The following is a 24,266-nucleotide window of genomic DNA, read 5'->3' as shown; positions in this document are numbered from 1 at the left end:
CTTGTCAAGGCCGAAGAACGAAAAGTCTCCGAACCACGGCCACGCCCGCTCGTGATCTGCTCAGCGGAGAGTTTTCGTGTGCCTTGACAAGGTGCGCCCGGCCCCGCACACTCCCCTCCGTTGGGTGCCGGCGGAGCCGGTGCCCTGATTCGTCCGTGGCCGCGAAGCGGCCTCCGCTTGATCCGCCACGCTTCCCGGATGCGGCTCCTCGCCCGCGCGAACCCTGGGGTGGTCGCCGTGCTGCGCAGCGACCACCCTGCGGCTCAGGTGTCTGCGCTGTGGCGGGTGAGCAGCGTCTGGGTGGTGTCGCTGCGGACGGTGTCGAAGAGGGAGTAGAAGGTGTCCTGGACGGTGCGCGCCGCCTGGGTGAGGGCGTCCTGGGTTTCCTCGTCGCTGAGCGCGTGCAGGGTGCGCCGCTGCGCGGGGGTGAGGTGCGGGTCGTCTTCCCAGTCCGCTTTGAGCGCGGTCAGGCTGTTCAGCGCCGGGTAGTCGCTGCGCTCCGAGGTCACAGTGTTCGTGTGCTCGAGGGCGATCACGTCGGCGGGGCCGGTGACGAGGGTCGCGCCGTGGTCGCGGATCAGCATGTGGCATCCGGTGGAGGCGGCGCTGGTGACTGGGCCGGGAACGACGCCGAGGGGAGTGCCGAGTTCGGCGGCGTACTCGGCGAGGCGCAGGGTTCCGGAGCGGGCACCGGCTTCGACGATCACGATGTGGTGCGTGAGGACGGCGAGCAGGCGCGAGCGGCGCTGGAACCGCCACCGGGTCGGTGCGAGGGTCGGCGGGGCTTCGGAGAGAAGGAGGCCTCCGGCTCGCACGATCCGGTCGAACAGGTCGTGATGCCCGGACGGGTAGGGGCGGTCGAGGCCTCCGGCGAGTACCGCGATCGTCTTTCCGCCTGCGGTGAGGGCGGCACGGTGGGCGTCGGCGGCGATGCCGTAGCTGCCGGAGGCGACGATCACATCCCCGTGAGCTACAAGACCTTCCGTGAGTTCCGTGGCGACGTACGCCCCGTAGCCGGTGGCGGCACGGGCACCGCAGATGCCGGTGAGCCCGGGCTCGGTGAGGAGCTCGCGGTCGCCGCGCGCGAACAGGACGATCGGGGCGGCGTCTCCGAGATCATTCACCTGGTGCGGCCAGCAGTGGTCTGAGGGGGTGATGACGGTGAGGTCGGCGTCGCGTATCGCCTGGAGGATGCCGGTGGTGTGCTCGGTCGTGAGCAGGGGCACGGCGCGGTCTCTGAGGCGGGTGAGGGCGGCGAAGTCCGTGTGCGGGAGGCTTGCGGCGTCGGTGAAGAGGAGGCGCAGCAGGGTGATGGCACCGTGGGTGCGGATGAGCCTGCCCAGGTCGATGTTGCCGGGTTCGATAGCGGCCGCGAGCAGTATGCGGGCGGTTCGCTCGGGGTCGACGCTGAACGGGATGCTGGCCGGGTCGGGTGCGGGTGTGGTGGTCATGACGGTTCCTGTCTGTCGGAGTGCTGGTGGGGTGGGCCGGGGCGGTGTCGCCCCGGCCCGGAATGGTGCGGGGTTAGTCGCGGGCGGCGGCGCAGTCAGCGGCCCACGACGTCCACTCGGCGGCGGCTGCGGTGACCTCCTCGACCACGCGGGTGTGGAGGTCGGCGAGGACGTTCCGGTTGAAGCGTGCGGTGGGTGCCGGGGCACCGTCGATGGCGGGGAGGGTGCGGGTGTCGCTGTCGGCTCCGAAGCTGAGCGACATGCGGCGGGTGTAGCCGTCGGCGTGCTGCCGGGTCGCGGTGGCTCGGTAGCCTCGGCCCTTCCAGTGGCTGGTGGAGATTTCCAGCTCGACCCGGGAGCCGTCCTCCCGCTCCACGGCAGTCGTGGTGCTGTGAAGGGTGCGGCCGTCTGCGGAGGGGGCCGGGCGGGTGAACGCGATCGTGGTCATGGTGGTTCCTTCGATTCCGGAGTGGGGCCGGGCGGCTGGTTCCGCCTCGTGGTGCCCCTTCCTGCTTTTCCGGGCTCGTGGGCGGGGGTGCTGTGTCAAGGCCGAAGAACGAAAAGTCCTCGTTCAACGGCCACGCCTGTGTGGTGAGACTCGGGGAGGAGTTTTCGTGTGCCTTGACACGGTGCCCACGGCCGCGAATCATCCCGTCCCGCCCCTACGGCACTCGATAAGATGGGCGGATGACGCTGCCGTTCCTCTATGACGGGCCGACTGGGCCGCTGCCGCGTCGCGCCTCCGACGCCGCCCGCGGCCACCTACGGCTGTCTGGTCAACGTCCTCGGTCACGGTGCCCCTCCGCTTCCTGACGGAGCAGCATGTCTCAGCGCATAGCCGCAGACTGGGTCGGGTCGTCACTGTGGTTCTGGTGGAACGCGGCGCCGGAGTGTTGACGAACCAGCACGGACGGCACCAGGTGCGCAGTGGAGACATGGTGGTGTTCGAGCCCGAGGCGGAGTTCCACTACACCCCGGCCCGCCCGCTACGGATCAGCATGATGACGATCGACCCGGAACTGCTGCTAGACGCGATCGGCTGGCTACACGCCCGCAGCTCACTCGCGGGCCGCGCCCGGGTGCGGGCAATCGCGGTAGCGCTGAGCCGCCCGGTAATGGTGCTACATCCCGCGCCTGGTGAGGCGGCGCGGATACGGCGAATTCTGCATGCAGCGATGCGGCTGCAAGGCGAGGACGGACGGAGCCTGGATCGCAATCCGTTCCCGCGCATGATGACGCTCGCGTCGCAGCTGATGGAGGTCTTGGATCCGCTGGTGGTGCGGGATCATCCGCACCGTCTTTTCGCGGAGCAGCTGCGGGCGGCAGCGACCCTGGAGCTGCCGGTGGTGCAGCATCCCGGGGTGCGGCGCGCGTTGGAGTTCGTTGCGGCGAGGCCACCGGGGGCATGGACGCTGCAGAGTCTCGCGGAGGCGGCGCTGCTGTCGCCGGGTCACTTCGCCCGCGTCTTCGCAGCGGAGGTCGGTTCGTCTCCCAGACAGTTCCTATCGGAGCGTCGCCTGACCGAGTTCATCGTCCTCATCCATACCTCGACTCTCACCGTGAGTCAGGCCGCGCGGAGGGTGGGGTGGGCGTCGGTGAGTCACGCGATCAACGCGTACCGGAAGCACACCGGAACGACCCCGGCGAAGGCTCGCGTCGGACAGGCTGCGAGTATCGCTGATGCGGTGATTGTGCCCGGTGAGCGGATGATTCCACCGCCCAGCATTGAGTTGATTCAGCGCTGACTGGTAGGGCTGGGATTCTCTACCCTCTGGGGCGTTGCAAGCGTTCGCCGCTGTTCCGTAGCGGGTGGAGGCGCCGGCGCACCTGACGAGACAGGGAGGACACGGAAGATCGTGCTCCGGCCTACCGGAAGGACGATGCTATGAACCTCACACTGGAACCGCCGCCGATCGCACGGTCCACTGTCGTGTGTGGAGAGGGCAAGGAGCGGGTCGAGCATCGCCTTCATCCTGGCACGGGCCCCACTGTTCGGAGCAGCCGTGAGTGAGCAGGCGCGGGGACCGGATCTCTTGGGCGCGGCTCTCGACTACGCGCGTGCCGGGGTTCCCGTGTTCCCGTGCGTGCCGTTGGGGAAAGCGCCGTTGACCCATCAAGGGTTCAAGGATGCCAGCACGAATCCGGCGCAGATCCACCGTTGGTGGCAGTGGCAGCCTGAGGCGAACATCGCCCTGGTCACCGGGGCGGCACGCTCCCGTATCGACATCCTCGACATCGACGTGCATCCCGGCGGTGACGGCTTCGCGGCGCTCGAGCAGGTGGAGCAGGCGGGGCTGATCGACTCGTGGCAGCGGATCGTGCGCTCCCCGTCTGGCGGCCTGCACGTCGTTTTCCCCTCGAACCCGTCGCCTGAGCAGCGCAGTTGGGCGGTGCCGACCGCGCACGTCGATTTCCTCGCCAACGGCAGCTACGTCCTCGCTCCGCCGTCCCGGGTGCGCACCCGCGACGGGTCGGTGCGCTCCTATGAGGTGGTCGCCACCGGAGCGCGTCCGGCCCCGGTGGAGGGGTGGCGGCTGGAATCGGTGCTCCGGCCCGCCCGCACGGTGCAGCTCGAGGCGACAGCTGGGCCGCAACGCTCAGGTCCGGGCCCGCGCTGGGATGCGGAACGGCTGGCAGACTGGATGGCAGGGCGGCCGGAAGGGAATCGGAACCGCTCGCTGTTCTGGGCCGCGTGCCGCCTCGCAGAGACGGGGACGGTGTCGACACAGCAGTGGGAGACCCTCGCTCAGGGTGCCGTGCGGGCGGGGCTGCAGGAGCTTGAGGCGGTGCGCACGATCCAGTCTGCGCAGCGCTCCGCCCGACTCGTAGCCCCCGCCGCCGGTGGCGGGGTGGGTGCCGGAGAGCAACGGATCGCGTTATGACCGCGGTGGTGCAGCGGCAGCAACCATCTGGGAGGTGGGCGGTCGGTGTCGCCCGGGCTGGCACCGCGCTGATCGACGTGTGTGCGTTCTGGCTGTCGGCGACCACGCTCACCGATCTCGCCCGGCGCGCGGGCATCGACCCGGTGCAGGCATGGATGTGGCCGGTGATCGTCGACGGCATGATCGTCGTCGCCACGGTCGCAATCGTCGCCCTGGCACGGCACGGCCCCCGCGCGACCGTGTACCCGTGGGCGCTGTTGATCTCCGGAGCTGCGGTGTCGGTGACCGCGAACTGCATGCACGCACTGGTCGCCACCGATTCCGATCTTCCGCCGATACTGGCCGCATCGGTCGCCGCGGTGCCACCGCTGGTACTGCTGGCGGCCACGCACCTCACGGTGCAGCTCGGCCGCCGCCTCACAACCGCACCGTCTCCCATCACACACGACCACCCGGTACCGCCGACAGGTGCGGGTGCCCTGTCTATCGAGAGCACGAGCAAGGTGGAACCTCCCGTGAACGCCTCGGTAGCAGTGAGCGCTGACGCCCGCGGAGCGAGGACCGATCACCCGGTGTCTGCGGCTGCAGCAATGACTCCGTCCGCATCCGACCCAGGCGCTGACCCGCCCGTGGCGACCGCGCCTGCTACCGACCACGAGAGCCCCGAGACGACAACATCGGCGCGGGTAGCGCCTGCCGACGCGACGCGCCCCGGCGGCGGGTCGGGCTCGGATGCAAGAGACCAGGCGGTGGAACAGGCGATCCGATGGTCTCGGGAGGGGATCTCCAACCGGACGATCGCCTCCCGGCTCGGTGTGCATCCCTCCACCGTCGGCCGATGGTTCGCCACCGCCCCCGATCCGGCCGAGGAACAACACCCCGACCCCGATCCGCCCGACCCGACCCAGGAGGAACCATGACCGACCCCGACATCACCGACCCCCACGCGACCCCGCCCGCGGAGACAGCAACCGCTCCCCCTGCCGCAGGCGAGAAGCCGGAGCAGGATGCGGAGAGCTCGTGGCTGCTGCGACGCCACCTCGATCCATCGCTGAACCCGGACGATCCGCTCGACGAGACGGTCTCCGCGCATGCGGGAGAGGATCCGCGCGCCCGCATCGAGTGGGTGCGCCCCACCGACCTGTGCGCACGAGTCTCCGCCAGGGCGAGCGAGCGCGGGGTGGAGTGGAACAAGCGCGCGCACGAGTGGGCGCGGGAGAACGCCCGCGCCGCCATCGCCGACTCTCGCGCAGCCGGTGCGCGGCTTGGCCATTCGATCACCGCGCGTCTGACCCGCACCGGGGCAGAACCTGCAGCACCGGAAACGGTTCGCCTGTGAACGGCACCTGACCCCGCCCCTCCCTGACCCGGCACTGCCGCCGGGCCGGGTCAGGGAGCACCGGGGCACCTCCCCGCAAGGGAGGAGCGAAACGATGACCACGACACAGCACCCACTGCACCTGGAGCCGCACCCGCCGGAGTTCACCACCTCGGAGGGGCTCCGACGCCTGCTGCTGCGGCTCCACGAGGCCGGCCCCCACGCGTGGCAGCAGGATCGTGAGGCGGCGGCACTGCTGGAGTATGTGATCGAGAAGTACGGGCGGCTGGCACGCAAATGGCACCGTGACCCCGCCGATGCCGGGTACGCGGCATTCGTGGCGATGCGCTCTCGCGGCGTGACCACCGCGACCGACCCGTGGGGTGTCATCACCCGGGCGGTGCAGCGCAGCATCGTGTCCGAGACTATGGGCGACCGGCTGCTGATCTCGGCCGCACGCGCCCGCAAGGGCGGCACCTTCGTCGACGCGCCCACCCGTGCCGGTGACCGCGACTGGCTCTACGACCGCACCCCGATCCTTGACGAGGAAGACCTCGAGAAGTCCTGCGACGAGGAGGTGCTGCGGCTCCGGGAGGTGATCGCCGACATCGTCGACCTCCTGATCGGTCTGGGCTGGCCGGGCGAAGCAACCGACATCGCCGTCGACTACATCCTGTCCCGCACCGGAGACGCAGGCAGCCTCAAAAACGCCCGCGAGATCCTCCGCAAAGAAACCGACATGCCCGCCCGATTCGGGCTCCCCGCTACATGCTGGCCAGGACTCCTCCGCGTCCTCCTAGGAGGAAAGACGCAGCCCGGACGACCCACCCGCAAAGGAGTCCTCATCCGGCTCCTCAACTACGACACCATCGACACCCTCCTCGAAGACGATGACCTCATCGTCGAGATCGCCCTCGCCGCCCCCGGAGCAGAGGGCCGAGATGGGTGAGAACTACTTCCAGACCGCCCGCGACATCAATGATCTCGTGCTGGGGCACCGTATCCGCAGTGACTACGGCGACCTGCATGCGCTGACCGAGTCGATCCGGCTGATCGGGTTCGTGCAGCCCATCACGATCACCCCCACCGGCGCGGTCGTCTCCGGAGGTCGCCGCCTGCAAGCCGCTCGCGCCCTGGGTCTCCGCACCGTGGATGTGTGGGTGCGCACCGACATCACCAGCGAGCTCGAGCTGCTGCTGGCCGAACAGCAGGAGAACGAGAACCGCAAGCCCTACACCCGCATCGAGCAGGCCCGGTTCTTCGACCAGTTACGGCGGATCTTCGCCGAGGACGCGGCACTACGGCAGCGGGCGACCCGCTTCGGCGCACCACCTGGTGCACCAGAATCTGGTGCACCAGCACCATCCGCTTCCGGGCGACGCACGCACGCGTCCGAGCGGGCGGCGATGGTGGTCACGGGCCGCCGCTCCGACTACACCCTCGGGCATATCGTGGAGCTGCTGCAGCTGCAGGCCGACCCGCACCAGTCGGAGCGCGTGCGGCGAGCCGTCGAGGAGGCGATCTCCCGCATCGACCCGCAGGGACCGGTGGAACCGAACTATCTGCGGGTGAAGACCGTGCAGGACACCGAGCAGCTGCAGCTCATCGCGGGTGACGACTCGCTCCCCGCAGCGACACGGGATCTCGCGCATCGAGAGCTGCAAGCTCTGCCCATCACCGGGAAGCCGTCACAAGTGCGAGAAGCAGCCCGACAAGCCCTCCGCCGGGTCACCGCCACTGAGCAGTCGCCACCTAGCGGATCAACGAAGGTAATCGATGGGCGCCGCCAGGCGACGATCCGTATCTACTCGCCTCGCGCGCTGACGGGGATGGTCGCCGAGCTGGACTCTTGGTGGCTGCACTACGACCCGTCCGAGGTGGCGCAGACCCTCACTGACGAGCAATGGGAGCAGTTCACCGACTGGGTGCAGCACACCGTCCGCTTCCTCGAGGAAGCCACACGGCTGCGCAGCGCCGCCGCCTGACGCGTCCGCCGCTCGCCGGGTGGGAGTGGCCGGGCACCTGCGGGTATGGAACCCTCAGCTCGACGCCGCTTCATGATCGTCGTCATCGCCGCAGCCACGATCGGCGTCCTGCTGATCGGCGTCGGCATCTACGGGCTCATCCGCGGCCCCAGCACCTCCGCTGACCCTGCCGACCCTTCCGCGACGTCCGCACATGGAAGCACCGACCCGACCAGGGGCTCAGATGCGCTCCCCACGGTGAGAGGGTCTGCGGATCCGGTCGACTACGCACGGGAGATCGCTCAGGCCTTGTTCACCTGGGATACCACCTCCGGCCTCGACCGCTCCGACTACCTCCAAGTGCTCGCCGACGAAGCCGCACCAGCCGGAGAAGAGGGCAATGGGCTGGTCGCTGACCTGGGCAACTACTACCCCACCCAGGAGCAGTGGCGGCAGCTGCTCGGCTACGAGACCCGGCAGCAGCTCACCATCGACAGCGCCGAAGTACCGGGATCGTGGGCGCAGATCCTCGAGGACGCCTCCGGCCAGCTGGCCGAGGGGACGGTCGCGGTGACCATCCGTGGCGAACGGCACCGCTTCGGGCTGTGGAACGGGGAAGACGCTTCCACGAGTCACGAGGTGGCGTTCACCGTGTTCCTGCTCTGCCCGCCCGATGCCGACCGCTGCCACCTGCTGCGCCTGTCCGGCCTGGGCACACCGTTGGAGTGAGGCGATGAAGAAGCTCGCGCTCCTGCTCGCTGGTGTCCTGTTCGCGGGCCCGGTGACGGTGCTGGTCGCTCCCGCGCTGATCGCGAACCCTGCCGTGCTGCAGGCCGCGGCCTGCAGCGTGTCGTCGCTGACCGTGGTGGCGGAGGTGCCCGACGAGCTGGTGGCGACGACCCGTGACGGTGTCCAGGTCGTGCTGAACAAGACGCAGCTCACCCACGCGCGTACCGTGATCCAGATCGGCGCGAGCATCGACGAGGTGGGACGAGAGGGCGTGATCATCGCGCTGATGGCGGGGCTGACGGAGTCGCGGATGCGGATGCTCGCCAATACCGTCTACCCGGAATCGGCCGACTACCCGAACGACGGGGTGGGGGCGGATCATGACAGCCTTGGGATCTTCCAGATGCGTCCGCAGGCCGGGTGGGGCACTGTCGCGGAGCTGATGAGTGTCACCTATCAGGCGCAGGCGTTCTACGGCGGACCGAACGGCCCGAACTATCCCTCACCGCGGGGGCTGCTCGACATCCCGAACTGGCAGCAGCTCACCCGGGGCGAGGTCGCGCAAGCGGTGGAGGTGAGTGCGTTCCCGGATCGGTACGCGAACTGGGAGCCGGTCGCCGAAGCGATCCTCACAGCCCTCACGGTTCCCTCTTCCGGCGGTGGCGGGGATGCTCCAGCGTCCGGGGATATCGCACCCACGACACGGATCGTGGTGCCGATGCCCGAGGGCAGCTACGTCAAGACCAGCCCGTTCGGGATGCGCGAGGATCCGCTGCAGCCGGGCCTGTTCCGTATGCATTACGGCACCGACTTCGCGGCCCCCGACGGCACGCCGATCTTGTCGATGGCCGACGGTGTGGTGCTGTGGGCTGGGAACCGGCCCGGGTGGAACAACATCCTCGTCATCGAGCACAACATCTCAGGCGCAAAGGTCGTCACCCTGTACGCGCACATGTGGGATCACGGCTACCACGTCCGCACCGGAGACCGAGTCAGCGCAGGACAGCACGTCGCCGACGTCGGCACCGAAGGCTACTCGACCGGCCCGCACCTGCACTTCGAAGTGCATCCGGGCGGGTGGGAGTCCCCCGCAGTCGACCCCGACGTGTGGCTTTCCGAGCACGGGGCCGAGGGCGTCACCGACCCGTCAACGAGTGTGCGGAGCTGCACCCGATGAACCCCGACCACAGAGACGGAGGACGCTGATGGACGTGTACCCGGACTTCGGTGCGGCCAGCGGTGCCGGTCTCCAGACCGTGCTCGGAGCCCTACTGACGATCGTGCTAGTTGTGGCGGTGCTGATGATCCTCGTCAGTGCGATCGCCTGGGCCGTCGCTTCCTCACACGGCAGCCACACCGGCGTCGCGAAAGCGAAAGCCGGCCTGTTCGTGGGGATCGCCGCAGCCGCCCTCGCAGGGGCGGGTGTCGCCTGGCTGAACTTCCTCATCCGCGTCGGCAGCAACTTTTAGCCCGCACCCTCCAGGTTCCCTTCTGCGGGCAGCGACGCCCAGCCCGAGCACTCGGCCGGGTGGAAAAGGGAGGGCACCTCTTGGCATGCGGCCCCGGCCAGGGGCGCTCCCGCTCGATCCTACTGCCCGGAGGCACCCATGACTCTCACCCCCGGATTTTAGTTCGGAGTGCAACACCCAGTGAGTTACCCCGAGCATAACTCCTGGAATACCTCTGCCGGGGTCGCCCAACCCAGCACTTTCCTGGGCCGGTCATTGATCTCACCGATGTACTCGTCGAGTTCTTCCTGGGTGAGGTCCTCGAAGGTTGTGCCCTTGGGGAGATACTTCCGTAGCCGACCATTGAAGTGCTCGTTACTGCCCCGCTGATATGCGCTGTACGGGTCACAGAAATAGGTGGGCACCCCGATCGTGTCGGCAAGCATGTAATGGTGTGCGAACTCGCTTCCATTGTCGGCTGTGACAGATTTGACGGCGTGTGCAGGCAGCACCCGATACACGCCAAGCTGCGCCTCCAGAGTCGGGGCAGCAGCGACTCGGGAGAGCTTCACTCCCAGGTAGTAACGGCTTGTGCGTTCGACCATGGTGTGAATACCGCCGGTGCCGTGTGCGCCCAGCACACTGTCTGATTCCCAATGCCCAAACTCTTCCCGCGTCAATACCTCGGCGGGTCGTTCATGTATCGAGACCCGATATTTGATGCGTTCCGTGTGTACCTTTCGGCCCTTGATGCGGCGTCGTTTCTTCTGCCCCCGAGCAAGGTATTGGTGCAGCTGCCGATGCTGTTGGCCGGGTGAGTAAATCCAGGCATACAACGTTTCTGGGCTGACCCGCATACGGTGATCGGTGGGGTGCTCGATAGGGAGGCGTCCGCTGATCTCTTCCGGGGTCCACCCCCGCCCCAAATGTGTGATCACCCAATCAACGAGCGGGTCATGCGTCATTCGGTAGGGCTGGTGCGAGCGTGCTCGGCGTGTGTTGGCGTGGAGTTGTGCTTGACCAGCGAGATACACCCGGTCTCGCCGGTGACGGGTGTCGAGTTTGTTCCGTAGGTAGGGGCGAAGATTCGCGTGGTCGTGTTCAGGTTGCCAGGAACGCTTCTTGATCTCGCGGCCGATGGTTGAACGGTGCACGCCGATTCTTCGAGCGATCTCGGCGTGGGTGTGGCCGTGGTCGTGGAGTTTCTCGATCTCGATCCGGTCGTTCAGGGTGAGGTGGCGGTAAAGTGTGGACAAGGAAGCGCAGCCCTTCGGTGGTGGTCTAGACAACTCACACTTTAGGTGTTGCGCTTCCGTCTAGAACCCGGGCACCGAATCCGCTCTGTTCCTCGCTTCTCTGCCCGCGCAGGTCGACATCACCCCGAACGACTCGGGCCTGCCGGGGATCGCGCAGCTGCGCACCATTGTCGGCGCGGTGATGACCATCGGCCTCGTGCTGGCCGTGCTCGCCCTCATCATCTCCGCGATCGTGTGGGCCGTCGGCGCGAACTCTTCCAACCCCCATCTGGCCGGCCGTGGCAAGACCGGTGTGCTTATCGCCTGCGCGGCCGCGGTGATCTGCGGCGGCGCAGTCACCTTCGTGAACTTCTTCTGGGGTGTGGGGCAGTCCGTATAGAAGTCGCCGAATCAATCAGCCCGGATAGGAAGGAGGAAGAGATATGAGCCTGTGTGATGTGCCGGTGCTGTCGACGGTGTGCGACGTCGTCGGCGACACGGCGAGTTCGCTGGTGACCGCACCGTTCGAGTGGCTGGCGCAGGCCATCGGCTCCACCGCGGCTCTCATGTTCGAGGGCGTGTGGGCGGTGTTCGACCAGACCACCCTCGTCGACGTCAGCTCACCTGGGTATGTCGGCGTGTACAACATCCTTTTCGGAGTCGCGGTGTTCTTCATGCTCGGCTTCTTCCTCATCCAGCTCGTCACCGGACTCGTCCGGCGTGACCCCGGCGCGCTCAGCCGCGCAGCGCTCGGACTCGCGAAATCTGTGCTCGGCAGTTTCCTCGTGATCGGCCTCACCGGGCTACTGCTGGAGATCGTGGATCAGTTGTGCATCGGCATCATCCACGCCACGGGCAACACCCTCGAGGACATGGGCCTCAAGATCGGGGTTCTCGTCGCCGGGCTCACCGGCCTCACCATCGCCTCCCCCGGGGTGGGCGCGATCGTGATGATCTTCTTTGGGGCGCTCGCGATCGTTGCTGCAGCGATTGTGTGGTTTTCCCTCCTGATTCGCAAAGCCCTTCTGCTGGTCGCAATCGTCCTCGCCCCCATCGCTCTATCCGGTGCGGCATGGGATGTGACGCGCGGCTGGTTCGGGAAATGGATCGGGTTCGTGATTGCTCTGATCGCTTCCAAGCTCGTCATCACCGTCGTGTTCCTCGTCGCGATCACCCAGGTCAACGCCCCCATCGACTTCGACCTGGCCGCTCTATCGGACCCGATCACGGGGATCGTGCTCATGGCGATCGCCGGATTCGCGCCGTACATGACGTACAAGTTCGTGTCGTTCCTCGGCTTCGACCTGTACCAGTCGATGAGCGCCGAGCAGGAAGCGAAACAGGCTCTCAACCGCCCGGTGCCCCTTCCCACCACTCCGAAGAACGCTTCGCCCGACTCTGTCCTGAAAGACAGCGCCGGCGGTACGAACCCACCAGGTGGAAGCCCGCCGCCAAGCGGGACGGCGCAGGGCAGCGCCGCAGGTTCCGGGACAGGGGCGGCGAGCGGTCAGGCGGCATCGGGTACGGCAGCAGGCGGTAGCGGGGCTGCAGGCGGAAGTGCCGCAGCTGGTGGAGGTGCTGCGGCGGGCGGTGCGGCAGCAGCCGGACCTGCTGCCGCGGTGATCGTGGGAGCTCAGGTCGTCAAGGCCACAGCCGAGGCCGGCCCCAAGTTGGGCAACGCGATCGGCGGAGCCGCCACCAACCATGCCGGGGCCGCACAAGAATCCTCGGCCCCTCCACCGCCGTCAACACCCACGGTGCCGGCCGCTCCACCGGCACGACACGGCAGTGACCCGGGCGGGCAGAAGCCCCCGCCACCACCGAAAACGTCTCCGCCGCCGGAGACTCCGCCGCCAGCACCGTCCGTGAAGCCGTGAGAGAGGAATCGTGATGAGTGACGAGTTCGAGCTCCACCCCGTCAAGTTCTCCCGCGTCTCCAGGCGGGGCATGCTTCTGGGGCTGACCGGGCCGCAGCTGGTGACCGCGAGCATCGCGGTGACGATACTCGTGTCAGCCCTCTACTTCGGCGGCGGCGAAGCAGTCACCTGGGCAAGCCCCGCTTGGGCTTCAGTTGTGGCACTCACTTGGGTACCTGTCGCGGGCAGGCCCGCGATCGAGTGGCTCCCTGTCACCGGGCACTGGGCGGCACGCGTCGCCGCAAAGCAGACGGTCTACCGCAAACGCGTCGCCAAACCCCGGCCCGCCGGAACGCTGGCTCTCCCTGGTGACGCAGCGAGCCTGCGCATGCACCTTGACCCTGACAGCGGAGCCGTCATGGTGCACGATCCGCACCGGGCGACCCTCACCGCAGTGCTCGAGGTCAGCCACCCCGCGTTCGTGCTTCTCGACCCCGGCGAGCAGGAGCGCCGTGTGCACGCCTGGGGTCGTGTGCTCGCTACGGCATGCCGGTCAAACCACGTCGCGCGACTGCAGGTTCTCGAGCGGACGCTTCCCGACTCCGGTACCGGGCTCGCGCAGTGGTGGAGCAGTCACGGTCATAATGACGGCTCCTGGGTCGCGGGCGTCTACCAAGACCTCATCGACCGTGCAGGCCCAGCTGGGGAGCGTCACGTCACCACGATCTCCCTCGCGCTCGATATGAAGGCTGCCACGCGCGCAATCCGCTCCGCCGGGCGCGGAATGAAGGGCGCCGCTGCTGTCCTCCGGCAGGAGATGACGACCCTCACCAGCGCCCTGCGCACTGCGGACCTACGCCCCTCCCCCTGGTACGGACCCGGGCAACTCGCAGTGATGCTCCGCACGGCCTACGATCCGCAAGTCGCTGCCGCACTCGATCGTTCCGGCGATCTCGGCCAAGACCTCGCCACCGCAGGTCCGGTCGCCGTCGATGAGCGCTGGAGCAGGCTCCGCACCGACAGCGCGTACCACGCCGTGCTCTGGGTGTCAGATTGGCCCAGGTCCCAGGTCTACCCAGGGTTTCTCGCTCCGTTGATGCTCTCGAGCGGTATCCGCCGCAGCTTCTCCTTGATCTGCGACCCGATCCGCTCAGACCAAGCCGCGCGGAGCATTCGCAAGCTCCGCACTGAGTATGTTTCCGATGCTGCGCAGCGCGCGAAGGTCGGGCAGATCGAAGACGCGCAGCAGACCGCCGAGTACCAAGATGTGCTGCGACAGGAGTCAGACATGATCGCCGGTCACGGCGTGCTGAGGTACACCGGTCTCCTCACCGTCTCCGCTGACTCTGAAGCGGAACTCGAACGCGCGACCGCCGCGATCCAGCAGTCTGCAATTCAGGCTTCCCTCGAGACCCGCCTCCTCGTGGGTCAGCAGGCCGGGGCCTTTACTGCCGCGGCCCTACCGCTCTGCCGCGGAATCTAGCCTTTGAACAGTTCAGTGTCTCAGGGCCTCCTATCCGTTCAGCAGACCCCCAAGCAATGGCGAGGCCTCACCACCCGCTACAACAAGCACGCGGTCGCCTACCGCACCACCGTCCCCACCCGCACCACAATTGTCTGGACCCAAGGATTGTCAGACCCGTCATAGGAGTACCCCGTGAGCGGTCGGCGTGCCGTCACCGTCCGTTCGCCACGTGCCGTCAGACTGCGAGCATGAACGAACCCGATCGGACGAAGACGTATCGGCGCCCCACTGCCACTGCATACGCCAGCGCGATCGGCGTCATCGGATTGGATCTGCGCGGCGAGACCCCGGCATCGAAGAAGCAGGTCTACTCCTGGGCTCTCTGGGACTGGGCGACGCAGCCCTTCAACACTGTCATCCTCACCTTCATCTTCACCGCGCTGTACCTGACGACCGACGCGTTCCTGCCCGCCGACATCGCCGCGCTCGATGCCGACGACAAAGTGCTGAAAATGGCGGAGGCGGATCTCGCCACCGGTCTGGGCCTCGGCTCGACGATCGCCGCGCTCGCGATCCTGCTGATCGCCCCGGTGCTCGGCCAACGCGCCGACGCGGCGGGACGGCATAAGCTGTGGCTCGGCATCGGCACCGGTGCGCTCATCCTCTGCATGCTCGGCCTGTGGTTCGTCGAGCCGACACCGAACCTGTTCTGGCTGGGCGTCGCTCTAATCTCTGCCGGCACGGTGTTCGGCGAGATCGCCGCCGTGAACTCCAACGCCATGCTCATCGGCATCGCGAACCCCAAGACGGTGGGACGGATCTCGGGCCTCGGCTGGGGCTTCGGCTACATCGGCGGCATCGTCGCCCTGGTCATCGTCGTCGTCTTCTACTCCATGGACTGGTTCGGTCTCTCCGCCGACAACGGCCTCCCGTTCCGGATCATCGCCGTCGGCTGCGCCCTATGGGCCATCGTCTTCAGCATCCCGATCTTCCTCAACGTTCCCGAGCCCTCCGCCGGCCGGGCCGAGCGCAAGGTGGGATTCTTCGCCTCCTATGCCCTGCTCGTGAAGGACGTCATCGGTCTCTACCGGAACCCCGAGACCCGGACGACCTTCTGGTTCCTGCTCTCCAGCGCGGTCTTCCGCGACGGCCTCGCCGCCGTCTTCGCGTTCGGCGCCGTGATCGCCGGCCAGGTGTTCCACTTCGGGTTCCTGGACCTGGTGATCTTCGGCATCGCGGCCAACCTCATCGCGGGCGTATCGACGATCATCGCTGGACGATTCGATGACCGGTTCGGTCCCAAGAGGATCATCCTCACCGCTATCGGATCGATGTCACTCGCCGGCCTTGCGGTGTTCTTCCTCGTGGACGCCGGGACGATCGTGTTCTGGATCGGCGGCCTGATCTTCTGTGCCTTCGTCGGCCCCGCGCAAGCGGCGGGCCGCTCCTTCCTCGCACGGCTCACCCCGGCGGGCCGCGAGGGCGAGATCTTCGGCCTCTACGCGACGACCGGGCGGGCGGCGAGCTGGATGGCGTCCGCCGCATGGACCGTCCTCATCGCCGTGACGAACCAGACCGTCTTCGGCATCCTCGGCATCGTGATCGTGCTGGTCATCGGTTTCCTGCTCCTACTCCCGGTGCAGGCGCCCCGCTCGGCACACTAACTGCACTTTCCCGTCAGGTTGAGGCACACCACGCTCACGGCCTTGAAGACGGGAGCCATGTGGGAGACCGCAGAAGTTCGACGCGGTGAAGTATCGGGACCGGAACGTTGTCAAGCATGGGTATCGCCGGTGAAGCAATGGCGCGGGCTCGCGACCCGGTATGACAGACTCGCGCTCGTGTACCGGGCCGCGGTTGTTATGAATGGCGTGATCGCGTGGCTCGACCTATTACGAGACGCACCCTAGTGGCTTCCACCAGCCATGCTATGCGATCACCTGCTGCTGCCGCCGCGGTGCAGTCTAAGACCTCCCAGACTCGAGGTCGATATCGCGGACGGATCGGATGAAGTCACGCCACAGGGTGGGGTAGGTGGCGTCCTGCTTCAGGCCAACTAATCCTGATCTCATTTCTAGGTCGCTGAGCCTGGCGGCTTCGCCGCCAGGCCGTTTGATCGCGCACATAGGGCGGCCGGGGAATCTGTCCCCGAACAGCGCATACTCCGTCCGGATTCCCTCCATGCCTCCGATGAAGACTGCACCGTCTGGGTCTGCTTCCTCCAGCATCTGAGCACGCATGATCTCCAGACTGGATTCCCATTTGCCCGGTTCGGGATGGTCTCCCTCGTGAGCTTCCGTCCACACTAAAGTACCGACGCCTGCGGCCTCGAACCGTCTTGTCGCGGTAGGAAGCACGTTATCGAACAGAAGCGACTGGTAGATCTGGACCAGCGGTTCTGCAGAGGGAGGGAACTCAGCAGCAACATAGAGCAATAGTGGTGCAAGTGTCGGGTGAGCCGCGGTCACGATTCTGAAGTTCTCAGTGAGACACGCCCGCGCAAAGGTCACGACCGCGTCTGTGATCTCGAGCGGATCGAATTCTCCCTCCCACCGGGTAGGGTCGGGGATACTGCCGGACAGGAAGATCGTCCCGATGGGGCCAGTATCGGTTCGCATCGGAGGCAAGTCAATTGCCATGACTCCACCAACCTCCTATTGCATTCTCAGGGATAACTGTCATCTGTCGACCGTCGGAAACCCACTCTAGATGCTCTTGAAGGCCAGACGGGAGGGTGCGGGCACTGTGTACGAGAACGCCGGGCAAGTTTGCGCCCGTTCGTGCGGAAGTCTGATCGAGGGTCTGGAGATCGACTGCTGTGGGGAGACGAGGTGTGGTGCCCACGATGCCCGTCCCCTCGTGAGTTCTTACGAGAAGTTGCCAGCCGCGAAGCGAGGTACAGTCTGCGACGCCGGCAGCCGCTGCGGCCTCGCTAATGCTCTTGACCAAGATGCTACGCCGTCTCACAATGCCGTGAGCATGCGCTCGTTCCACTCCTTCGATGACTCTCTCAAGCGCAGCTTCGGTAAGGACTGAGTAGCCGTGATCGTCTTCGACGAGATCTTCTTCGCTGAGGAAAAGCCTGGGGAGGCCGGAACTCCCCGGGACTTCTTGCACTTCGCCGGGCCAGCGCAGGATGAGGATTCCCATTGTGTGGCTTAGGGCGTAGTCGACCTCATCGAACACCCATTCAGAGCTGTGTGCCTCGGGGGTCTCCAACAGTAAGAGGAATGCGTGATCCTCGAGCGCATGCCCGATTTCTTGTTGAAAGTTCGTCCCCTCTCTAATAGCGAAGCGGTCGATGAAAGGGCGGAACTTGAAATGACTTAGCTTGTCGTGCAGTTGCTCAGCGGCGCCGAGTCCGTCGGTACGGCGATGGCTAATAAAGACTCGCCGATGCTTCTCTTCGATACCGAGTTCCTCGAGCAGCGTGTGAACCAAATGCTGCAGAGTCACCTCATCACTCCAGACGGTCCCATTTGCGTGAGTGAGCTCCTGCGGTGCGAACTCGCTGAAGCGACCTAAGTCTTCGAGAACGGGAAATATCGTGGTGCCGCTTGCCAGCTCTTCATTGAGCGCAGCTTGGATAACATCGCTCTTCTTGGAGCGCTCGTCACAGAGGCAGACGCAGATACGTGGCGTTCCGGGGGATATCTCGCTGGCCGTGACCGTGATAGCGACGGATCGGTGCAGGCCGATCAATTCCAGTTGGCGAGCAACAGCCTGGCTCAGCACCCTGACCTCCGCTTCCCGCCCGTCATGTACGACACGGATACCGTAAGTGGTCGTCATCCAAACTTCTCCGGTCCTTCTCAGCTAGCGTTTCGCTGACGAAGGGCTCGCGAGTTGTCCACGAGCGCGCCCTTGGAGCTACGCGCCTGGAACGCGGTCTCAATGTTGCTGCGGAGCCTGGTCTTGGAATGGGGGTAGGACACGTAGCTTGCGTAGGAGCTCTCCGGATCCCCGGAGACGAAATTGTCCTTAACGCGAGCTGGTAGCGTCGCGGAGTTATTCATGGAGGGCAGGGGGATTACCAGCAGTCCGTTGCGTCCGTTCACCGGGTCGTTGCGGAGCGAGGAGGAGATTTCCCAATCGACGAACTTGCGACCCCACGTTCCTTCCCCCAAGAGGAGGATCGTTACCGTGGAGTCCGAGAGGTACTTTTCGCGGATACGTCGCTTGATGTATTCAGTATTGGTACTGTCCACAAAATCATCTTCTTCGGTGACTCCAACGGAACGGGGAATGAACTCGGATCCGAAATCGGTCACAAAGGTTTGCACTTCTTCCAGATCGGCAACGTGATACGAGATGAAGCACTTATGCCGGGTGCTATCGGAGCTCTTCGCGGACGCGCGTTCTGCGCTGAGCTGCAGCATGAGGGATTGAAAATTGCTCGTCATCGCGCCTCGATTCATGGAAGTCACGGTTCGAGCGGCCTTGTCCGAACCTGTGAAGACGTTGTGTTCACCACCTTAGTGTGGGCCACCGATTTTCAGGGGGACACCCCGGGTAACGCGGTGGAGTTTTCGAGTGGGAGACGGAGTACACCTCGTGTGAGCACTTGTTGTTCTCACGGAAGGCCCTTGTATGCCACTCCCCGATTCCGGTTCGCTGCACGCGGCACCCTTGATCTCTCCCCCAAAGGAGCGGCGCCGTGCCCGTGCAGCTCGTCGACGAGCTGCAGCTCAACTAAGTCTGCAGGCTGACGCTTCGCGTCGAGTCGCGGCGCGCGCGCAGGTCGAAGCCGAACGCAAGGAAGCTCGCTCCACTCATTATCTTCCACGTGCCGGGGAGCCAGGCCCGGCGGCCTTACGATCATGGAGCCGTTTCCGTGTGCCAACGCATCAAGACACGTCCGCGGCGCTCGCGGGCGCGTACCCGTTCCTCGCGGAGGGTGGCCTGGGCAGTGAGGGGGTGTTCGTTGGTCAGGATTTGTACTCGGCGGCGTCGTTCGTGTTCGATCCATGGCGGCTGTACCAGCAGGGTCTGATCACCGCCCCGAACGCGGTACTGGCGGGGATCGTCGGGTCGGGGAAGTCGGCGCTGGCGAAGAGTCTCTACACGCGGTCGATCGCGTTCGGGCGGCGCGTGTATGTGGTTGCGGATCCGAAAGGTGAGCACACGAGCGTCGCGGAGGCGGTCGGGGGCCGGGCGATCCGACTCGGGCATGGACTCCCGGCACGGTTGAACCCGCTGGATGCGGGGTACCGGGCGGCAGGCCTCTCGGATGCCGAGTGGGCGACCCAGGTTTCGGCGCGCCGTCGGGATCTCGTCGGCGCACTCGCGGAGACAGTGCTGGATCGTCCGTTGTCGCCGGTGGAGCATACGGCGATCGACGTCGCGCTGCGTGCGGCGGTGGCGTCGTCGGAGGTGCCGATCCTGCCGATGGTCGTCGAGCGGATGCTCGCCCCCGACACAAGAGAGGACGCGCGTCTTGAGGAGGACGGGCGGATGGTCGCCCACGCGCTCCGGCGTCTCGTGTACGGGGATCTGAAGGGCATGTTCGATGCGCCGTCGACGGTGGTGTTCGATCCGTCTCTGCCGATGCTGTCGTTGGATCTGTCACGGGTGTCGGAGTCGAACACGTTGATGTCGGTGCTGATGACGTGCTGCTCGGCGTGGATGGAGTCCGCGTTGCAGGATCCCGCGGGCGGGCAGCGGTGGGTGGTGTACGACGAGGCGTGGCGACTGATCGGGCACGCCGCGCTGCTGCGGCGGATGGATGCGCAGTGGCGGCTGGCACGGCATTTCGGGATCGCGAACCTGCTGATCGTGCACAAGGTCACCGATCTAGAGACCGGCGGGGATCAGGGGTCGATGCTACGGGCGCTCGCGTCGAGCCTGCTGGCGAATTCCGAGACCAGGATCGTGTACCGGCAGGAGTCGGACCAGATCGAGGCGACCGGGCGGCTGCTCGGGATGACCGGAACCGAGCGTTCACTGCTGCCCGGGCTCGGCACCGGGCAGGGCCTTTGGAAGATCAAGGAGCGATCTTTCGTCGTCCAGCATCAACTGCATCCAGCGGAACTTGAGATGTTCGATACCCGCGCCAGGATGGGCTGACCGCGATGCCGAGGAAGCGGAAAAATCCGCAGAAATCCGGGCCTCTGCCAGTACCTGTGACTCTACCCCTCGTGGTCGCTGCTGTCCAGGAAGACGGGAGCATCACGGTAACTGTCGATGGGGTGATGCTCATGCAGGGCCCGATCGCGCGGGATGCGCTCGGGCGGGTGCTGTCGGCGATCGCGGAAGACAAACGGTCTCCGATCCGCGCGGAGGTGCACGAGGCAGACGGTCGCGTGTTCGCGGACATCATCACACCGCTGCCGCTCAGGTCTCGGTTCGCGCCACCGCCCGCCACGTCTGCGGTTCCGCCGCCGGTGCCTGCTGTGCAGTACCCGCCGCTGGTGGAGGTGTCCGGGCAGGGGTTCGTGCCTGGTGAGGATGTTGCGGTGCTGGTGATCGTCGCGCATACCTCTGCCGCCGGCAACGGGCTCGCACGGGCGATCCTGGAACAGGAGCGACTCCCAGACGACGTGCGGGATGTGCTGCTGTTCGGGGAGGTGTCGGGAACGATCGTCCGGCAGGGAGTGCGGCCATGAACCGGGCTCAGGCGAGACCGGCCAACGATCATCTCCTGAACATCGGGATCGGACTGATGGTGGCCGGGTTCGTGTTCGCGCTGATCCTCCGCGCAGCGGGCACCGTCGCGGCTTGGCTTTCGGGCCTGCCACTCCCCGAGGTGGGTTTGGCTTCGGGCATGGGCGTCTTCACCGACCCCCTGCATCCGGGGCTGGTGTTCGGGGTGGATGAGCTGCATCCGGTGGTGTTCTGGCTGGTCGCTGCGGTCATGCTGACCGCGGTGATCTGGCCGGCAGTATGGGGGTGGCTACGGTGGCGGGCGAGAGCTGAGCACACCGACCCGCGACGCCTCAAGGGAACCGCGACCGGGGCCGAGGTCGCGCAGGCGGCGTCGGCGAAGTCGCTAGTGAAGCGGGCATCCACATTCCGGCCGTCGCTGAAAGAGGCGACCGCGGCGGATGTCGGCTATCTGCTGGGCACGTCGCGGGGGCGGCAGGTGTGGGCGACGGTGGAGGACTCGATGCTCGTGATCGGGCCTCCGAGATCCGGGAAAGGCATGCATCTGGTCCTGAATGCCATCCTCGATGCGCCCGGCGCAGTGATCACGACGAGCACCCGCCCAGACAACCTCACCGCGACGCTCACAGCCCGGAAAGAGAAGGGCCCAGTGGCGGTGTTCGACCCGCAGCGGCTCGCGCCCGGCATCCCCTCGGGGCTGCGGTGGTCGCCCGTGCGAGGCTGCCAAGACCCGTTGACGGCGATGATCCGGGCGACCGGACTGGCATCAGCGATCGGGTTCGGCGGGGTCGACAACGGCGGGTTCTGGGAAGGGAAGGCGCGCATGGCGATCCAGGCGCTCCTGCACGCCGCCGCCCTCGACGGACGGGACGCGCGCACGGTCGCCCAGTGGGCGCAATCTCCGACCACGGCCGGGGATGCGGTGCGGATCCTGCAATCTCATTCGGAGGCGGCGGATGGGTGGGCGGACTCACTGGATTCAATGATCCAGTCCGACCCGCGCACCCGAGACTCGATCTGGCAGGGCGTCTCCCTCGCGTTCGGTGCCCTCGCCGACCCGCGCGTGCTCGAAGCAGTCACCCCGGGAGAGGACGAGCAATTCGATCCGGAGAAGTTCCTCCTCGCCAAAGGCACCCTCTACCTCCTCGCCACCGGCGCCGGAGCAGGCGCGTCGGCCGCATTGGTCGCCGCGTTCATCGAGGACTTGGTGGAGACGGCGCGGCGTATCGCCGCCCGCTCCCCCGGTGCGCGCCTAGATCCGCCGATGCTGATGGCGCTGGACGAGATCGGGAACCTCTCCCCTTTGCCGTCGCTCCCCACACTGATGGCGGAGGGTGGTGGTACGGGGATCACGCCGATGCCGGTGCTGCAGTCGCTCGCGCAGGCGCGGGAGAAGTGGTCGGAGAACGCGGCGAACGCGATCTGGGATGCGTCGATCGTGAAGATCGTCCTCGGGGGCGCGTCGAACAGCCGCGACCTGCACGACTTGTCACAGCTGGTCGGGGAACGTGACGAGGAGACCGACTCGGTCACGCAGGATGCCTATGGCGGGCATTCCTCGCAGCGGTCGATCCGGCGGGTACCGATTCTGCCCCCGGACGTGCTGCGTACCCTCCCGTTCGGGACCGGGGTGATCCTGCTGCGCGCGACCCGCCCCATCGTCGCAGACCTCCGCCCCTGGACATCACGACCGGATGCGGGAGAGCTGAAGGCGGATCGCGCGCGCCTCGAAGAGCAACTGCAGCAGGGTGCCTGAGCTGTCTCCTGCCTCCGCTGTTCGGGGTGGGAGGGGCGGGGCACCTATGGGTGACGGCAGGTGGTGCCGTTTGATCTTGTGAGGAGTCCCCCTGATGTCTGATCTTCATACCCAGCAGTCCTTGTCCGGGTTCATCGCGTCCGACCCGAAGCTGAGCTACACCAGCAAGGGAGATGCCCGTTTCTACGCGAAGATCGGGCAGGAGCACTTCCGTCCTGAGGCGGACGGGTCGTTCACAAAGCTGGAGACCACGTTCCACGACATGGTTCAGTACCGCAAGGCCGCTGAGGAGGCGTTCGCCCGGTTCCGTAAGCGCGACTGGTTCATCGCCGAGGGCTATGTGAAGACCTACCCGGACAAGATGGGTGAGCAGCGGGAGGAGTTCGTGGCGAAGAAGCTCGGCCACGACACCGCCCGCACCGAGTACGAGGTCGTCCGCAAGGAGCCCACCAGCGCGGAGAAGGCGACCACGATCGCCGCCGCGTTGCAGGCCGCGCAGGAATCCACGGACGAGGTTGTCGGCCACACCGACTCCGGGCCGGCGGTAGCGCCCACGGCGACGCCGGCGACCATGACGGGGCCACGGGAGCCTGCCTCTGTGTCCGCGGTCGGCCTCTGACCGCCCGCGGCCACAGCCTCTTCGACTGCTGGTGGCGGTGCTGCTCCTCCCCGCACCCCGGGCCGCACCGTCACCAGCTGCTTTCCTGCCGGTTCTGTGATCCGCGAGGTGATCATGCGCGCTCTTACTGCTTTTCCCCTGACGGGTGCCCCTTTCTGCGTGTCGGGGTGTCCGCGTACACTGGAAGTGTCTAGTCCGCTCCCGCATACCGGGAGCAGCTGCTGATGGCGCGTCGCAAGCGTCTCGACCCGGCCCTGTACGGTCAGGTCGAACTCGATCTTTGGGGGCTGGACGACACCACTGCGCAGGAGACCGTCACGGTCGGCGCAGCCACCCCCGACCCTGTTCCGTCCGTATCGGATACGGCGGAGATGCCGGGGCAGATTGAGGAAGGAGCAGACGATGACGCACTATCAAACGCTCGCACGCACCCATTGGACCCGGTACGCGCCGACGAGAGTCGAAGCGATCCCGAACCCGGACGAGTTCTTCCAGATGCTGGGCCAGCAGGTTCACGAGCAGGTGACCGAGCTGACCGTCCAGTTGGCGGGGCAGGACCGGGCCGGGGAGAGCTACCTGGAGAAGGTCGGACGGTTGGGCGCGGCGCGGCTGCGGGCGGAGGAGATCGTCTTGACGGATCTGGTGTGGATCAGCTCCCCGGAGACGAGCCCGGCCGAGGCGCGGGAAGCGTGGGAGCTGGATCGGACCTCGGACTCCTGGCTGGCCTCCTGGGCGGAGCGGATTCAGGAATCCCCGGAGGATCAGATGCCCGCGACCGAGGAACTGGTCGACCTGGCAGCGGAGTGGATGCTGCCGGTGACGTTCCTGCAGGCGCTCCTGGAGGCGGAGTTCCCGGCCCAGTTCCTCCGCGAGCACCAGGAGACCCTCGCCCAGGCGGCGGAGCGCCGCTACCACCACCCCTAAGCGACACGATCGGCCC

25 protein-coding genes and 1 pseudogene are annotated in these 24,266 nt (G+C 66.5%); 20 read left to right on the top strand and 6 right to left on the bottom strand.

What is annotated here, in order from left to right; translation table 11 throughout:
- Positions 1 to 263: 263 nt before the first annotated feature.
- Positions 264 to 1,451: a DNA-processing protein DprA gene (locus F8O05_RS12485; RefSeq protein WP_158053087.1), complete on the bottom strand. Its 1,188-nt coding sequence runs from the start codon at positions 1,449 to 1,451 to the stop codon at positions 264 to 266.
- 73 nt (positions 1,452 to 1,524) lie between these two features.
- Positions 1,525 to 1,998, bottom strand: coding sequence for a hypothetical protein (locus F8O05_RS12480; RefSeq protein WP_158053086.1), 474 nt, complete (start codon positions 1,996 to 1,998; stop codon positions 1,525 to 1,527).
- Positions 1,999 to 2,323: 325 nt separating this feature from the next.
- Here F8O05_RS12480 and F8O05_RS12475 point away from each other — a divergent pair, with 325 nt between their 5' ends.
- The 9 genes from F8O05_RS12475 to F8O05_RS12435 all read left to right on the top strand — a co-directional run bounded on the left by F8O05_RS12475 (position 2,324) and on the right by F8O05_RS12435 (position 9,813).
- On the top strand, positions 2,324 to 3,196 hold the full coding sequence (locus tag F8O05_RS12475) for a helix-turn-helix transcriptional regulator (RefSeq protein ID WP_192497183.1): 873 nt from the start codon (positions 2,324 to 2,326) through the stop codon (positions 3,194 to 3,196).
- 258 nt (positions 3,197 to 3,454) lie between these two features.
- Positions 3,455 to 4,333 carry a bifunctional DNA primase/polymerase gene (locus tag F8O05_RS12470; protein WP_192497182.1) on the top strand — a complete coding sequence of 293 codons (879 nt, stop codon included), beginning with the start codon at positions 3,455 to 3,457 and terminating at the stop codon, positions 4,331 to 4,333.
- Entirely contained in the window at positions 4,330 to 5,253 is a 924-nt protein-coding gene (locus F8O05_RS12465) for a DUF2637 domain-containing protein (RefSeq protein ID WP_158053083.1), read from the top strand. Before F8O05_RS12470 ends, F8O05_RS12465 begins: the two co-directional genes overlap by 4 nt.
- Positions 5,250 to 5,672, top strand: coding sequence for a hypothetical protein (locus tag F8O05_RS12460; RefSeq protein WP_158053082.1), 423 nt, complete (start codon positions 5,250 to 5,252; stop codon positions 5,670 to 5,672). Before F8O05_RS12465 ends, F8O05_RS12460 begins: the two co-directional genes overlap by 4 nt.
- 94 nt (positions 5,673 to 5,766) lie before the next feature.
- Positions 5,767 to 6,600 carry a hypothetical protein gene (locus F8O05_RS12455; RefSeq protein ID WP_158053081.1) on the top strand — a complete coding sequence of 278 codons (834 nt, stop codon included), beginning with the start codon at positions 5,767 to 5,769 and terminating at the stop codon, positions 6,598 to 6,600.
- The gene (locus tag F8O05_RS12450; RefSeq protein WP_192497181.1) at positions 6,593 to 7,636 is read left to right on the top strand and encodes a ParB N-terminal domain-containing protein; all 1,044 of its coding nucleotides are present in this window, start codon (positions 6,593 to 6,595) and stop codon (positions 7,634 to 7,636) included. Before F8O05_RS12455 ends, F8O05_RS12450 begins: the two co-directional genes overlap by 8 nt.
- 45 nt (positions 7,637 to 7,681) lie before the next feature.
- Positions 7,682 to 8,344: a hypothetical protein gene (locus F8O05_RS12445; protein WP_158053079.1), complete on the top strand. Its 663-nt coding sequence runs from the start codon at positions 7,682 to 7,684 to the stop codon at positions 8,342 to 8,344.
- Positions 8,345 to 8,348: 4 nt separating this feature from the next.
- Entirely contained in the window at positions 8,349 to 9,521 is a 1,173-nt protein-coding gene (locus tag F8O05_RS12440; protein WP_158053078.1) for a M23 family metallopeptidase, read from the top strand.
- A gap of 28 nt (positions 9,522 to 9,549) precedes the next feature.
- The gene (locus F8O05_RS12435; protein ID WP_158053077.1) at positions 9,550 to 9,813 is read left to right on the top strand and encodes a DUF6112 family protein; all 264 of its coding nucleotides are present in this window, start codon (positions 9,550 to 9,552) and stop codon (positions 9,811 to 9,813) included.
- Between the two features lie 185 nt (positions 9,814 to 9,998).
- On the opposite strand, the gene F8O05_RS12430 is transcribed toward F8O05_RS12435, so the two are convergent.
- Complete coding sequence (locus tag F8O05_RS12430) at positions 9,999 to 11,048, bottom strand: IS30 family transposase (protein ID WP_192497180.1); 1,050 nt, start codon at positions 11,046 to 11,048, stop codon at positions 9,999 to 10,001.
- Positions 11,049 to 11,133: 85 nt separating this feature from the next.
- On the opposite strand from F8O05_RS12430, the gene F8O05_RS12425 reads away from it, so the two are divergent.
- The 6 genes and pseudogenes from F8O05_RS12425 to F8O05_RS14850 all read left to right on the top strand — a co-directional run.
- Entirely contained in the window at positions 11,134 to 11,427 is a 294-nt protein-coding gene (locus F8O05_RS12425) for a DUF6112 family protein (RefSeq protein WP_158053075.1), read from the top strand.
- 43 nt (positions 11,428 to 11,470) lie between these two features.
- Positions 11,471 to 12,904, top strand: coding sequence for a type IV secretion system protein (locus tag F8O05_RS12420; RefSeq protein WP_158053074.1), 1,434 nt, complete (start codon positions 11,471 to 11,473; stop codon positions 12,902 to 12,904).
- A gap of 13 nt (positions 12,905 to 12,917) precedes the next feature.
- Complete coding sequence (locus F8O05_RS12415) at positions 12,918 to 14,366, top strand: SCO6880 family protein (protein ID WP_158053073.1); 1,449 nt, start codon at positions 12,918 to 12,920, stop codon at positions 14,364 to 14,366.
- Between the two features lie 15 nt (positions 14,367 to 14,381).
- Complete coding sequence (locus F8O05_RS14855) at positions 14,382 to 14,531, top strand: hypothetical protein (protein ID WP_192497179.1); 150 nt, start codon at positions 14,382 to 14,384, stop codon at positions 14,529 to 14,531.
- A 65-nt stretch (positions 14,532 to 14,596) separates the two neighbouring features.
- On the top strand, positions 14,597 to 16,012 hold the full coding sequence (locus tag F8O05_RS12410; RefSeq protein ID WP_158053072.1) for an MFS transporter: 1,416 nt from the start codon (positions 14,597 to 14,599) through the stop codon (positions 16,010 to 16,012).
- A gap of 61 nt (positions 16,013 to 16,073) precedes the next feature.
- Positions 16,074 to 16,258, top strand: a pseudogene (locus F8O05_RS14850) (IS5/IS1182 family transposase); the annotation flags it as partial.
- 54 nt (positions 16,259 to 16,312) lie between these two features.
- Here F8O05_RS14850 and F8O05_RS12400 read toward each other — a convergent pair.
- The 3 genes from F8O05_RS12400 to F8O05_RS12390 are packed head-to-tail and all read right to left on the bottom strand — an operon-like array spanning position 16,313 to position 18,751.
- The gene (locus F8O05_RS12400) at positions 16,313 to 16,987 is read right to left on the bottom strand and encodes an SLOG domain-containing protein (protein WP_158053070.1); all 675 of its coding nucleotides are present in this window, start codon (positions 16,985 to 16,987) and stop codon (positions 16,313 to 16,315) included.
- Positions 16,977 to 18,140, bottom strand: coding sequence for a toll/interleukin-1 receptor domain-containing protein (locus tag F8O05_RS12395; RefSeq protein ID WP_158053069.1), 1,164 nt, complete (start codon positions 18,138 to 18,140; stop codon positions 16,977 to 16,979). Before F8O05_RS12395 ends, F8O05_RS12400 begins: the two co-directional genes overlap by 11 nt.
- 20 nt (positions 18,141 to 18,160) lie before the next feature.
- Positions 18,161 to 18,751 (bottom strand): TIR domain-containing protein, encoded by a 591-nt coding sequence (locus F8O05_RS12390; RefSeq protein WP_225735904.1) that lies wholly within the window; start codon positions 18,749 to 18,751, stop codon positions 18,161 to 18,163.
- 187 nt (positions 18,752 to 18,938) lie between these two features.
- On the opposite strand from F8O05_RS12390, the gene F8O05_RS12385 reads away from it, so the two are divergent.
- The 5 genes from F8O05_RS12385 (at position 18,939) to F8O05_RS14845 (ending at position 24,250) form a co-directional block, all read left to right on the top strand.
- Complete coding sequence (locus F8O05_RS12385) at positions 18,939 to 20,414, top strand: ATP-binding protein (RefSeq protein WP_158053068.1); 1,476 nt, start codon at positions 18,939 to 18,941, stop codon at positions 20,412 to 20,414.
- A gap of 56 nt (positions 20,415 to 20,470) precedes the next feature.
- On the top strand, positions 20,471 to 20,953 hold the full coding sequence (locus tag F8O05_RS12380; RefSeq protein WP_225735903.1) for a hypothetical protein: 483 nt from the start codon (positions 20,471 to 20,473) through the stop codon (positions 20,951 to 20,953).
- Positions 20,950 to 22,707, top strand: a complete 1,758-nt coding sequence (locus tag F8O05_RS12375) for a type IV secretory system conjugative DNA transfer family protein (RefSeq protein ID WP_158053066.1) — start codon at positions 20,950 to 20,952, stop codon at positions 22,705 to 22,707. Before F8O05_RS12380 ends, F8O05_RS12375 begins: the two co-directional genes overlap by 4 nt.
- A 94-nt stretch (positions 22,708 to 22,801) precedes the next feature.
- Complete coding sequence (locus tag F8O05_RS12370; protein WP_158053065.1) at positions 22,802 to 23,326, top strand: single-stranded DNA-binding protein; 525 nt, start codon at positions 22,802 to 22,804, stop codon at positions 23,324 to 23,326.
- A gap of 402 nt (positions 23,327 to 23,728) precedes the next feature.
- Positions 23,729 to 24,250, top strand: a complete 522-nt coding sequence (locus tag F8O05_RS14845; protein WP_192497177.1) for a hypothetical protein — start codon at positions 23,729 to 23,731, stop codon at positions 24,248 to 24,250.
- The last annotated feature ends 16 nt before the right edge of the window (positions 24,251 to 24,266 follow it).

Origin of the sequence: Gulosibacter chungangensis (assembly GCF_008831155.1) — a bacterium.
Taxonomy (GTDB): Bacteria; Actinomycetota; Actinomycetes; order Actinomycetales; family Microbacteriaceae; genus Gulosibacter; species Gulosibacter chungangensis.
The sequence above is the reverse complement of the archived record's forward strand: the minus strand, read 5'-3'. Positions and strand labels throughout refer to the sequence as shown.